This window comes from Clostridium sp. (assembly GCF_036642255.1).
In the GTDB taxonomy this organism is placed as follows: domain Bacteria; phylum Bacillota; class Clostridia; order Clostridiales; family Clostridiaceae; genus Clostridium_J.
On the sequence record NZ_JAVWDJ010000017.1, the window covers coordinates 44,204 to 57,288 of the forward strand.

The following is a 13,085-nucleotide window of genomic DNA, read 5'->3' on the forward strand; positions in this document are numbered from 1 at the left end:
ATATGTGTTAGGGAAAGTGAGATGGAATTCAATAGGAGGAATTATGAGTTTAATATCTATTAGGAGAATTAGAGTAGAAGATATAAGTAAAAATTTAATGGAGCAATTATCTACAGTTTTAACATATGAGGAACCTCAAAACTTTGGGAATTGTTTTAAATGGTGGGAAACATGGTTTTCTCACGAGATTCCTGGAGATAAGATTACAATTATTGCTGAAAAAGAAGATAGTATTGTAGGGGTTGTTAGGTTTTGGAGAACGCCCTTTTGCAATAATAAATGGTTAATTGAGGGTTTGGAAGTAATTTCACCTGAGAGAAAAAAAGGAATAGGCAAATCAATGGTTTTAGAAGGCATTGACATGTTAAGAAATACAACCAATGAGGAGATATTTGTGCATATCGCAAATAAAAACACAGCATCAATAAAGCTTCATGAAAGCATAGGTTTTAAGAAAGTAAGTACTGGATCAATTAATAGCTATGGGTATTTTAGGGCACATGTAGATGAATATTTACTTGAGACTTTCGCACAAACCTAAAGTATCCATATGTAACTTATTAAAAGATTCTATATTCGAATAATGAAGATATTTAAGTAAATTGTTAAGTAAATATATATTAAAGAAATTAAGAGGATAACGGCATGTTATCCTCTTAATTTTTTCTATTTAAGGTATTTAATGATGGTAGAGAAAACTAAGGGTAAAACCAAAGCGTATATAAGTAATTCTTCATTTGCTTTCACTACATTTTTAGAATGATTAAATGACTTAGCTGCTATAATGAAATTCAGCTGCAGGTTTCTTAACTTCAAGAATTTCATTAAAGGCAGCATAAAAGCTTGTCCCCAAAATTATCTTATCAGATCCAGTAAAACTAAGAATTTGAAATAATTGAGTTCTACTTTACAAATCCTTTTCGATACCTTTCGTTCCGCCCACCCAACCCCTTCGAAAGCTAACGAAAAGGGGATCACACCTGGGCTCGATATTTTTCGAACCACCCACCCTATCCCCTACGAAAAACAACGACCCCAGGTAAATTTAAACATATAGTTGCATATTGGTACTTTGTATTAAATATAATAGTATGAAAGTAATTTATTTGAGTGGAAGTATGACAAATAAAAAAGTATCAGCAGGACCAACTAAACTTTATATTATTAACACGATCACTGGAGATATAAGAGTTGAAGCTGCAATATTTGATTTAATAGATAATTCTATTAATGCAGCCGAAACTAGCAAATACCCGAAAAGATTAAGCGAGTTCTATGTTAATTTAAGAATTGATAAATCTACATTTGCGATCACAGATAATTGTGGAGGAATATCAAAAGAAAAGGCATTGGGAGATGCATTTAAGATTGGGTCTTCACTGGAAGATGAAGGAGGACATGGCATAGGTCTTAAGAGGGCATTTCTAAAGTTTGGTAAAGATATAAAAATTTCTTCTAATAGAAATGATTATTCCTTCAGTGTAACAATGGATGTAGAACGATGGGGAAAAGAAAATAATTGGGATTTACTTATTAATGAAGTAAAGTATAATGAGGTTAGTGCAAATGGTGTGACGATTTCAGTTAAACATTTTTATGATAATATATCTAGAGATTTTTCGAGAGCTGGTTTTATAGAAAATCTTAAAAATGAAATTGCGGTTAGATATAGATTTAAATTGAAATCAGGATTTGTTATCAAAGTAAATGATGAGGAAATAAAACCAATATTTGTAGAAGGGGATAAAGTAGCAGAGTCACCTACCTATATTAAGAATGGCATGAATATTAAAGTAATACTTTATAACAACGTAGATACAAAGGCTAATGGATGGGATATTATTATTAATGGTAGAGTAATACTTCATAGAGATAAGAGTCAGAAAACCTTATGGAGAAAGAAATTAATAAAAACAGGTTGTAGCTACGAAAGCTTTGTTGGAGAAGTCTTAATTAACAGTGATAATATCAAGAATTTACCTGTTTTATCTACCAAGGATGATATAGTTACAAGTTCAAAAGCTTATAGTGATATATTAGACTGCATGTATTCCTTTATAGATAAACATAGGGATAAATTTAAAAAATCAGAAGTTACTATACAATATAGTCGCCCTTGGGATAAAGTTGAAAAGTTAAAGGATCTATTTAATGTGGATACTGCAAAGGAAACTGGTGAACGTAGTTTTGACAATATGGTTATTTATATGGTGAAGGATAAGGAAAAATAAAAAATGGACAAGAATAAGTGATATTAAATTGGCAGTTCTAAAGTTTTATTTAAAACTCTACGAACTGCCTTTTAGTATTAAAGAGAGCTAATTTTACATAAGATAATCTTCTCTTTTCATATTTCTCTTCATTTTATTAAGCACATTAAACTTCATTGTAATAGCTCTGTTATAGGAAATCCCCGTAAAAGTTGCATAACCCTTCAAAGTATAACCCTTAAAAAATACATAAACTATAAGTTGTTGTTCATCATTGGTAAGTTGGTTAATTGCAGTTATTAGATTTCTATTAAATGCAGTTTTACATAGCTTGTCATCAATAAAATCCATATCACAGAAAAGCACATGCTCTAGTGTATCATCTAAGGTTAAAGTCTTTGGTCCTTCACTATCATCTCGTCTAATAGATACTCTTATTAAATGATTTATATTATTTTTAATTGCATTGGTAGCATAGGCAACAAATCTATGTCTGTCTGGATTATAAAGTTGTACGCATTTAAAGAGAGTCTTGTAACATTCATTTTTTAGGTCTTCAAACTCAAAGCCATTTACATAAGACTTTTTTGATAGATTTAAGATAAATGGAGTAAAGGCTCCGACTAATTCTTCCTTGGCTTCTGTGTCACCTTTCTTTGATAGAATTACTAAGTTTTCGATTTTACTAAAATTCATAAAATTACTCCTTTCAACACGAATTAATGCTGTAATGGCATATATCTTTGCTGAGGAGGTTGATCACATGAGTAACATAATAAAATTGGCTATTGATATAGGCCATAATGTTAAATTTGATAGTGGAGCTGTAGGAATAAAAAGAGAAGATTCCTTAAACTTTGAGGTGGGCTCAAAGCTTATGAAAAAATGCAGCTCTGTAGGAATAATAGTTATAGACTGTACACCCAAAAATCCTATAAGTCACGGAGATTCTTTGAGTAAGAGGGTTTTAGCTGCTAATAATGGTGGTGCTGATTATTTCATATCTATTCATCACAATGCATGCTCAGGGGGATATGGTACCGAGATACTTTGTTATCCTGAAGAAAGAGCAGAAAACTTTGCGAAGACGATTCTACCTGAAATTGTGAAGCTTGGTTTTAGAAATAGGGGAGTGAAGTTTCGACGCGACTTGTATGTGCTTAATAAAACAAAAATGCCAGCCATATTAATTGAATGTGCTTTCTGTGATAGTGAAATTGATATGAAAAACTATAATATGAAAAGCATGGCAGAGGCTATATTTGTTGGGATTTGTAAAGCCTTAAATATTAAGGTTACATCTGAGGTAACTGTAGCTAAAGAAGAAGTTGCAGATAATGGTATATATCATACTGTGGTGGCAGGGGATACCATATGGGCTTTAACTAGAAAGTATGGGGTTACACTCCACAGGATTATTGAGTTAAATAACATTAAGGATCCAAACATTATTTATCCAGGGCAAAGGCTAAGAGTGAAGTAGTAATTACAAATTAATACCTAGTGTAATTATTAGGCGTTATTATTAAATAGGGGTTTGGGAGGGAGTTTAAGCAAATTCAAAAAACTAAGTAAGATGGAATGGGCTTATATTTAGTAGGAGTTATATATAGCGAGTTTATAGCAGAAGGAGTTTAAAAGAAAGAAAAAATTTCATTGGTAAAATCACATAAATATATACCAATAAATAACTTCATAAAAAAGCTTTCTTTAAAGTCAATGGAGGGTAGCTCTAGGGTGCGAGCATATTGACTTTAAAGAATTTCCCCTATAGGTAGGCAATCGGCGATGGAAGAAATAGTTTAAATTAAACTTTCTTCATCGCCTTATTTATTTTATAGGGGAAAACGCTATATTGCCTTGGGTGATAGGCTCCTGAAGAAATAAATATGGAATGTGGAATAAGATTTTCGATGGAAAAGCTAATTATTTTCTATACTTATAATTATAAAGTAAAAACATGGAAAATACAAACAAAGGTTTGTATTTTTGTGAGCTTTTATTGATGTTTCTTTTAATATTTCTGTTGTAAAGTGTATATTTGCAATTAGAAGTAGAAGGGTTTTTCAATTAATTTCTTTCGGTTGCTTAACCACGCCTTGAGGCAAGAGGTTGTTCAAGGTGGACTTGCCCTGGGCATGTCCAAGTGGCTTCATTTAATGTTTCTAGTAATTCTGTTGTAAAAGAAGGAATATGTAAAATATTGTAGAATTATAATTTGTATATTTTGTTTTTAATTAATATCAAGATATTAATATTTTAAGGGTTTATTTTGATAGTTACGAGGGGATGAAAAAGATTGAATGAGAAACAAGTTAGTTTAGCTAATTTCAATTGTACTTTTGGCGTTAAAGAAGAACCTATGCTTAATTATTTAGAGGAATTTGTATTACCAGCTTTTACGAGTGGCATTGTTCGTGAAATTAGCGAGGATACAGAGTTTTTTCTTGAGAACGTAAAATTAATTGAGTTTGAGCCAGAGAAGTTTGCATTAGCTGGTTTAATTGTTAAAAGCACAGTTCTAGAAGTGAAATCAAAGCGTGAAGACGGAAAATTAAAATTAACTGATTTTAAATACCCAGCAGATCCTTTTTCTATTTTTATAATATTTCTAGAAAATCACAGAATGGTTTTGGTTAAAAATCAAAAGGGGAGTCCTGATCTAAGAAGTTTTAGTGCAACAGTAAAGTATATTATGAGAAAATATCAAGTTACCGAGAATGGACAAAGAGAAAAAGAAAATAAATTACCCTTTGCGCGACTTAATGTAGTAGATTTACCATCCTTAGACTCAATCGCTAAAAAACTAGAAGATGTTAAAAAAATTAAAAGGCTTATTATGAAAATTTATCCAACTAATGGTGATTTTGATTTCAATGATACAATTGATGGGTTACTTGAACAGTTGGAAAATGTAGGGGGAAATACAAGTAGTTATATTATAAATTCACCAACTCAGATTAATAATGTTGGACAATTAATCAGTGATACTCAAGGAATAGTTAAATCTAAGTTGGAGGTAGTCTATAAGAGTGGTAGTACTGGTAACATAACTAACAAAGGATTTAGTGATAATTTTAAAATGAAGTTTGAACTGGAAAATAATATTGAGAAAGACTCTTCAAAAATAATTGAATTAGTGAAGTTTAAGGACCAGTTATTTAAAGTAAGTCCAGATAATAGTGGAAATTATAAAAGGAAAATACCGTTTTTAAAACAGTTTATAAATAAATAGAGCATTTTATTATTTAGAATGAGGGAGGAAGTTTATGTCCAAAGTAAAATCTATTAAAGAAGGTTGTAGTGAACTTGGTAAAGAAAAAAAGTTTAAGGACATATTAAAATTAATTGTTAAGCCTTCTGTCCCTTCAGCCAGTATGATTATTATATTAGTAATAACATATTGTGCCTTTTTAATTTTTTTCAATAATATTATGATTGCTGAGAACTCCTGCGAAATTACTAAAGAATTATTGGAATTTACATTAAATATAACTTTAGCATTATTTGGAATAGTTTTTACTGGGTATGCACTTTTTCAAGCTTTAACTAGCAAGGAAATGGTTACAATTTTACTTACCAATAAAACAAATGACATTTCATTGTTTAAAGCTTATAATTTACATTTTTTAAAGCTTTCATTAGTTTACTTGAGTATAATAATTAGTAGTTTTATATTTACGATTGTTATAAAAAGTAACTTTGTTATTTTTTTGAAACAATTGGAAGTTGGTGTAAAAGTATTGCTTATTAGTACATACTTTTTAATAGTTTTTTATTCATATATAGAAATTAAAAGTTTTCTTTTTAATATATATCAATGCTTTTCAGTATATGGAATATCAATGGGAATTGAAACTATTAATGAAATTAAGAAAAAAGAAGAAGAAAAGGAAAAATGTGAATTAAACGATAGGAAGGATAGAATTACTGTCGAAATAGAATGCGGGTGTTGTCATGGAAGTAGCTCTACTTCATCAGTAACAAATGATTTAAATAAAAGGTGGTTCTTTGAAGACGGTATATAAGTAATTTGCAAATTAATATTATAAGTTCTCTAAATAAAAATTTATAATATTGATATTGATTCGAAATATTAGCTAAAAAAGACTGGCAAATTTTCATATTGTCAGTTCGGTGCCAATCTACATAAAAACACTACTTTTTATGTATATTAAAATGGTTAACCATATGATTGAGTATAAAGATTTGAACGGGTTTATATATGCTTTGTCAAATACAGAACTCGGCTTATAGGGTTGCCCATTTGAAAAGATTAGATTGCGACTAGATTTTTTAATTTTTCATAAAATTCAAAGGCTAAATTCATTTTACCGTTAAAATACCTTCCAATAGATTCCTCCTTATTTGTATTAGATTTATTCTGGAGCAATTCATGATATTTAAAAGGCAGGTTAATCCCTGCCTTTTATAATTTCATTCAATTTATCTCTAATTTTATAATATGTTTTTCTACTAATATTATATGTAGAGCTTTCCCAAGACTGATAACTACTTTGATCTACACCAAGAATTCTAGCTGCAGCCCTTAGACTTAAATTATTTTCACTTCTCCATTTTTTTAATTTACTAACATAATCGGATAGTAAAAATTCAATATACTCATCATTACTAATGATAAAGTTTTTATCTACTATATTAAGAAGCTTTTTCAAAATATCTTTAGAAGGTTCGCAAGTATTTCTTTCATAATTATTTATAGCACTTTCAGTTGTACCAATTATATTAGATAAGGATTTCTGACTATAACATAATCTAAGTCTTTCTGATTTAATTCTTCCACCTAGAGTAGTATAATCTATGGCTTTTGGGGTATATTTAGAAATGGAAGTTGAAAAACTTCTATTTAATGTTGCACTTTGATTTGACGAGCTTCAGTGTGTCCTACAAATAGGCCACTCTTCTCTCCTGCGCAGAATAAGTTATCTAGTCCGAGAACTCTCAAATCATCTGTTCTAGGTGCAACTGAAAGATATCTAATGGAGTTTCCTTTCCCTCCAGCATAAGGATCTACAAATTTTGCATCTTCAAGTCCAGAAATTTTTCTTAATTTTTCCAATGGGTAATATGAGGTCATAAGTTTAGCGTGGCCTGTATCTAATAGAACAATATTTTCAGCAAATTCTTTTAGAGCATACTGTTGGCAAACTTTTTGTTTTAATTTATCTAAATTTATATCCTCAATTGGAACTTTAAGAACAACAACTCCAGTGTCATTTAATTGCATGGCAAGGTCATCAGAGAGAGTTTCTTTTGCTAACTTACAGGAACCGCTAAAAGCTCCATATATGTCTTCATCTCTTTCTCCTTTAATATCTTCGATACCTGCTCTATAACTAACACTTATTCTTGGACCAAAGGAAGGACATCTTAGCACACACATTGAGCAACCATTTCCATACCTCAAGCAATTGCCCATAGGACCAGTGGAACCTGTGGTCTCGATAAAAACATCCCCTTCAACGAAAGATCCATCTGATAAGTAGATTCCTTTTAATTTATTTCCTTCTCTTTCTACATCAACCACCCTTGTTACCATTTGCAAATTTATACCTAGGTTAACTAGATGTCTCCTCACTGCAGGTTCTATCTTATTTACATCATATAACCATGCATGCTCATGCCCTGGAAAATCAACATTTTTATGTCTTGTATTCGAATCTGTAATATTAATTAAATCTCCTGCACCTAAAGCAATTAATTCTTCAGATGCAGTATATCTACCATTGTTTCTCATTATTCCACCAACGTTACCTAGTCCTAATAATAAATCTGTTTTTTCTATAAGCTCTACCTGTGCACCAGCCTTTTTAGCTGTAATGGCAGCAGCACAAGCGGTACAGTTAGAGTTACTGCACTTAATTTAAGTGAGTAACTCTACTTTCAATTCTTCTGTATCACTATCCCAAATCATTGATTTTACTATGGTTTTAAGGGTTTTCTTCTTGTCTTCAAAATCCATATCGGAGTAGAGAAAGTGATTAATATTTTCATGTAAAATATTAATATTATCTGAATCTCTTTGCTCAAAGAGCTTTTCTCTTTCAAAATTTAAAAGTTCTTCCTTAAGTTTATTGTTCTTAATTGAAAGGTCCTCAATCTTTTTAGTTACAGCTGAAGCTGCAGCATCGATGGTTATTAAGGTGAGTCTATCTATAAGGTTATTAATTCCTTGGTCATTAGTTTGAATTTGTTTGTTAATTTCTTTAATTTGTTTTGAAACATCCTTAACATCAGAATTGGTATCAACATATTTATTTAAATTATCAATATCAGAAAACATTTCTAAAAATTTATAGATACCTGCCTCAGCATCTTTAACATTTAGGAACTTACTATAACATTCACTTCCTTTAGTTCTTCTACTGATACATCTAAAATAATTACTACGAGTACCATCTTTTCTTAAATGCCCTTGATTAACGCACATAGAGGCCCCACACTTACATTTTATGAGTCCAGAGAGATAAGTTACCTCACTAGCTCTATCTTTAATATAATCCTTATTACGCGCATTTAAAACCTCTTGTACTCTTACCCAAAGAGGAAGGTCAATAATACCTTCATGTTTTGATACCCCAACAAACTTACTCTTATCATTCCAGCTCTTTGAACTTTTAGTTCTCGGTCTGCGATTGTAGGGGAGATAGCCATTCCCATTAGTCTCACCAAAAACAGTGTAGCCCATAGAGTTTAGATATCTAGATGCTTCACCAGAGGAAATTAAGTAAGTAGGGTTTAAGATAATATTATAAATAGTTTTCTCAGGGTAGATAATATTATATTTCTCTTTTAAATACTTACTAATAGCATAGGTAGATAAACCCTCAGCATATTTTCTGAAGCATTCCTTAACATAATAGGCCTCAGTATCAACTAACTTTAAGTAGGTAACTTTCTTACCATTTTCAATAACCTTTTCTGTGATATATCCTTTGGGTGGAGTACCGCCACTCCATCTTCCCATTTTAGCAAGTTCCTTCATGTTATCCTTAACACGCTGAGCAATGTTCATTCTCTCCATTTCAGCAAAAGAGGCGAGAAGGAGCATCATCATTCTACCAGCAGGAGTTGAAGGATCAAAACCTTCAGTAATACTAACTAGCTGCACATTGAAGTTCTCAAGTTCATCAAAGATATTTACAAAGTCAACTATGTTACGAGCTATTCTATCTATTTTATAAACTGCAACTACATCGAATTGCTTAAGTTTAATTAATTCCATCATACGCTTAAAAGAAGGTCTCTCAATGTTACCACCACTGAAACCTTCATCTTCAAATATCTCGAATCTACATTCTCCATGACGCTGAAAGTATTCCTTACAAAATTTAATTTGATTCTTTATACTTTCTCCAGTATCTGTTTCCACAGACTTACGAGAATAAATAGCAATTCTTTTCATGTAATCACCTCATTTAAATTCTCCTACAATATTAAAGTGAATATTAATATATAGCAATAATTTTTTTTATCGAGTTGTTCTTTTTAGATTGTTAACAATACATATTGAACAATTGAATTTATTGAAATAGTCTATAATAGTTGAATTGAGTTAATTATTGCAGTATGCTCATTTAGGTCTCTTTGATCTTCGGGAATTACTATCCTTAAGTGGTAATAATAATTTTCACTTTCAAAAAATTTAACAAACATAAGATATTTTTTGCTATATATATTTATTGGAATTTCAAATAAATATGTATAAGGCTTATTTGATGTACAGCTCTTTATATCTTTAACTTCTATTCCATCAATAGAGTTAATACAGTGAATTACATTATTAATGTAATTCTCGAGATTAGCCGATTCACTGTAACGGGACTTTTTATCAGAATACACATAACACGCTTTATCAGACATTTTATCATCAAAGGCCATAATGAGATTTAATTCATTATTGATTGCACACTCTTTCCAATAATTCGGTATCTTTATTATTAGGTTGAAAGCCCTATTTTTATAAGATCTGAAACGACTTGGAAATATGGTTTTTGTTGCAGCTGAAATGGCAGTTAAAATTACAGCTATTCCGCTAACAAAGATCGCACCTTCAAAAAGAATTATTTTTGTTGAACTATTTGAAGTATCAAAAAAATGAGACAATATATCAAAGCCTAAAAATTGTGTTATTAATAAAAGAGTTAAATTTTTTGCGAAATTCCATATTTTTGATATAAACGAGTGGGATTGACGAGATAGGAGGTTAAAAAATCGCATACTATCATTGAACTCTTTTTGAATAATTTGTTCAAATAAGTAATTAATAACTCCTAAAACGATAATGATAATTATGGTAGTTATATCTACAGTTATAAATGAAAAAAGTATAAGAAAGCTCATTATGGATGCGATAATTAACAAAAGAATATTTAACAAGTTATTCATAGTTCCCCCAAGGTTTTAGCGTTTTTTTATATATTGCATATTTTTGTATAAAAATAGTAATACTGCTTCTGAAATGTCACAGTATTACTGTTTTAAACAATTAAAGATTCCAAATGTCTTTATATGTTAGAGTAGCAGACATTTAGTTCTGTCGTTATGTCAGTAGCGGTCCATTCAATTGTTTCCCCCTGATGAAGGCAAAATATCTTTACATTTCAAATTTTGAGTCTTTATATTCTTTTATTTCTAATGAATTGAAAATAACAGAATAAGTATGTAAAGCAATTTAAATAAAATTTATTTAAATTGCTTTACCATATGTGAAAAAAGCTCAATTAATTGGATTACTTGTTTACTATCTAGACCATATCTCAGTGCTATTTCTATAACATCTTGCCAACCTGTATTTAAAAAATCCTTTTCTACTAAAAAATTCTTATAGGTTAATATTGATGGTGGTTGCTTCAGAACACTTACAAGCTTTCCTATAATTCTATGCTCAGGTGTAAACTCAATGTCTTTATAACTAGGATTAGCAGCTCTCAACAGAAAAGTATTGTTTTCTTTTAAAAAAAATTTAAGTGTAGCACACCAGTCTCCATCGTTCACTCCAGCTGCAACTATATCTCCAGTATTTGCGATATTAGTTTGACAAAGTAAAGCTAAATCTCCTTCATGTATACCAATCCAGGACATAGAATCACCCTCAATTCTTAGTGCAAAGTCTGCATTAATATCGGTTGAAATTTCAACTTGAGATTCCCAATTGCTTTCAGCTAAAAGAGGAATTCCAGCGCGTATTTTACCTAATATGGGAATCATTCTTGTTTTTTTATCTGGTAGACCAAGTAAAAAATCAACTGTAACATTGAAAAATTTAGCAAACTTAATTAATGTCTCATAATCTGGCTCTCTGCTATTTGATTCATATAAACTAATTGTTTGTTGAGTAAGACTGAGTTTTTCCGCAAGATCCTTTTGTAAAATTCCTTTTTCATTTCTTAATAATTTCAAACGATTTCCAATCATTACAAATACTCCTAACTTTTAACTTAATTAAAGTATACAACAAAATGTGATGAATTAAATAAATATTGCAAAATGTGATATTAATATTGACATACAACGGAATGCAATGTAATATAAGTCGTATAAACAACATATTGTGATGTGGAGGATTAATATGAAAGAACGACGATTATTAATTCAGATGCGAGAGCTAAAGGGATTAAAGCAAGAAGAAATAGCTAAATTATTGAGAACGACTCAGCAAAACATTTCTATGATTGAAAATGCAAGAAGAAAGCCTACAGCATATCAAGCTAAAAAATTAGAAGTGCTATTTAATACACCTATGGAAAATCTATTTCCAGATATTTTTTTAATGTGATAAACAACATATTGCAATGTATAGGGTGCTATTTACTAATATTATCACTGATAAAGGAGGTTATATAAATGGCTAAAACAGTCACGAAAGCATCAGGTAATGTGTATTGCCAAGCAAGATTGGCAGCAGCTAAATTTAATGATTCTTTCAATAGCAGGGAAGGAGCTTCTGAACATTTAGGAATTTCTAAAGATGCACTCACCAAATATGAACTTGGTTTATGCAAGATAGTTCCTGTAGATGCAGTAGTTATGATGGCAGAGATTTATAACGCTCCAGAATTATTAAACCTTTATTGTACAAAAGAATGTCCAATTGGAGCGGTAGGTATGGTTTCAGCAACAGAAGTTAAGTCGATAGAGCTCATAACATTAAGGATGCTTAATACTCTTAAAGATGTTGAGAAATCAAAAGATGAGTTACTTGAAATAGTTCAAGACGGAATTATTGAAGAAGAAGAAAAGCCCCAATTAAAGGAGATTATAAAATTCTTTGAGCAAGTAGAGCAAACTGTTGGTGAACTAAAGTTGTGGGCTTATAAAAATCTAAAGTAACAAAGTTTAGTGGTTTTGAATAATATAAAGTGATTACTAATTTGAGGTGAATAAGATGGCTAAAAACATAAAAGTTGTGATAGTTAATCCAGAGGCTATACCAAGGGCAAAAGAGGTTTTTACAAAGGCATTATATGATTGCTATGTTAAGAGTCAATGCAAGAAAGAAAGTCAAAAGGCACAGGAGAATTGCACATCTGTAAGTTAACATACATAGGAAGAATAGGCTGAATAGCCTATTTAAAAACAGATGTTTTTATAAAAATGCAAATAGCTTCCTAGGATATTATATGCAGGAACCTATTGAGTGTTCATGGTCTAAATAATTAATTTTAAGGAGGACTTGAAAGATTATTGAAAATATATTCTAATTACACAAAAAAAGATAAGAGCCTCTGACAAGGCTCTTGGGTTAAAAGTATCTAATTAGGATGTAATGAAGCCGTGATAACTTCATTTTTAAATTATACCCATTTTATGGATATTATACAATGAAATATTGAAATTTAAAGTTGTAATTTT

The 13,085-nt window shown here is 30.5% G+C and carries 13 protein-coding genes and 1 pseudogene; 8 read left to right on the top strand and 6 right to left on the bottom strand.

The features are described 5' to 3' along the window. Positions 1-43: 43 nt before the first annotated feature. Both RR409_RS11160 and RR409_RS11165 read left to right on the top strand, forming a co-directional pair. Complete coding sequence (locus RR409_RS11160) at positions 44-541, top strand: GNAT family N-acetyltransferase (RefSeq protein WP_332557833.1); 498 nt, start codon at positions 44-46, stop codon at positions 539-541. Between the two features lie 577 nt (positions 542-1,118). Beyond that, positions 1,119-2,231, top strand: a complete 1,113-nt coding sequence (locus tag RR409_RS11165) for an ATP-binding protein (protein WP_332557834.1) — start codon at positions 1,119-1,121, stop codon at positions 2,229-2,231. A 93-nt stretch (positions 2,232-2,324) separates the two neighbouring features. Here the strand turns inward: RR409_RS11165 and RR409_RS11170 are convergent, their stop codons facing one another. After that, positions 2,325-2,906, bottom strand: coding sequence for a sigma-70 family RNA polymerase sigma factor (locus RR409_RS11170; protein ID WP_332557835.1), 582 nt, complete (start codon positions 2,904-2,906; stop codon positions 2,325-2,327). Positions 2,907-2,973: 67 nt separating this feature from the next. Between RR409_RS11170 and RR409_RS11175 the strand changes: the two genes are divergently transcribed. The 3 genes from RR409_RS11175 to RR409_RS11185 all read left to right on the top strand — a co-directional run bounded on the left by RR409_RS11175 (position 2,974) and on the right by RR409_RS11185 (position 6,238). Further along, on the top strand, positions 2,974-3,693 hold the full coding sequence (locus RR409_RS11175) for an N-acetylmuramoyl-L-alanine amidase (RefSeq protein WP_332557836.1): 720 nt from the start codon (positions 2,974-2,976) through the stop codon (positions 3,691-3,693). 816 nt (positions 3,694-4,509) lie between these two features. Continuing rightward, positions 4,510-5,445 carry a hypothetical protein gene (locus RR409_RS11180; RefSeq protein WP_332557837.1) on the top strand — a complete coding sequence of 312 codons (936 nt, stop codon included), beginning with the start codon at positions 4,510-4,512 and terminating at the stop codon, positions 5,443-5,445. A 34-nt stretch (positions 5,446-5,479) separates the two neighbouring features. After that, on the top strand, positions 5,480-6,238 hold the full coding sequence (locus RR409_RS11185) for a hypothetical protein (RefSeq protein ID WP_332557838.1): 759 nt from the start codon (positions 5,480-5,482) through the stop codon (positions 6,236-6,238). A 387-nt stretch (positions 6,239-6,625) separates the two neighbouring features. On the opposite strand, the gene RR409_RS11190 is transcribed toward RR409_RS11185, so the two are convergent. From RR409_RS11190 to RR409_RS11210, 5 genes and pseudogenes are all read right to left on the bottom strand, one after another. Further along, the gene (locus RR409_RS11190) at positions 6,626-7,057 is read right to left on the bottom strand and encodes a helix-turn-helix transcriptional regulator (RefSeq protein ID WP_332557865.1); all 432 of its coding nucleotides are present in this window, start codon (positions 7,055-7,057) and stop codon (positions 6,626-6,628) included. 44 nt (positions 7,058-7,101) lie between these two features. After that, positions 7,102-8,094 (bottom strand): annotated as a pseudogene (locus RR409_RS11195) (FAD-dependent oxidoreductase); the annotation flags it as partial. Then, the gene (locus RR409_RS11200; protein WP_332557839.1) at positions 8,095-9,636 is read right to left on the bottom strand and encodes a recombinase family protein; all 1,542 of its coding nucleotides are present in this window, start codon (positions 9,634-9,636) and stop codon (positions 8,095-8,097) included. It abuts the pseudogene before it with no gap. Between the two features lie 131 nt (positions 9,637-9,767). Continuing rightward, positions 9,768-10,619 carry a hypothetical protein gene (locus tag RR409_RS11205; RefSeq protein WP_332557840.1) on the bottom strand — a complete coding sequence of 284 codons (852 nt, stop codon included), beginning with the start codon at positions 10,617-10,619 and terminating at the stop codon, positions 9,768-9,770. A gap of 297 nt (positions 10,620-10,916) precedes the next feature. Beyond that, positions 10,917-11,648: a S24 family peptidase gene (locus RR409_RS11210; protein ID WP_332557841.1), complete on the bottom strand. Its 732-nt coding sequence runs from the start codon at positions 11,646-11,648 to the stop codon at positions 10,917-10,919. Between the two features lie 154 nt (positions 11,649-11,802). Here RR409_RS11210 and RR409_RS11215 point away from each other — a divergent pair, with 154 nt between their 5' ends. From RR409_RS11215 to RR409_RS11225, 3 genes are all read left to right on the top strand, one after another. After that, positions 11,803-12,009, top strand: coding sequence for a helix-turn-helix transcriptional regulator (locus RR409_RS11215; protein ID WP_332557842.1), 207 nt, complete (start codon positions 11,803-11,805; stop codon positions 12,007-12,009). Between the two features lie 68 nt (positions 12,010-12,077). Beyond that, positions 12,078-12,563, top strand: coding sequence for a helix-turn-helix transcriptional regulator (locus RR409_RS11220; RefSeq protein WP_332557843.1), 486 nt, complete (start codon positions 12,078-12,080; stop codon positions 12,561-12,563). 55 nt (positions 12,564-12,618) lie between these two features. Next, positions 12,619-12,771 (top strand): hypothetical protein, encoded by a 153-nt coding sequence (locus tag RR409_RS11225; protein WP_332557844.1) that lies wholly within the window; start codon positions 12,619-12,621, stop codon positions 12,769-12,771. Positions 12,772-13,085: the final 314 nt, after the last annotated feature.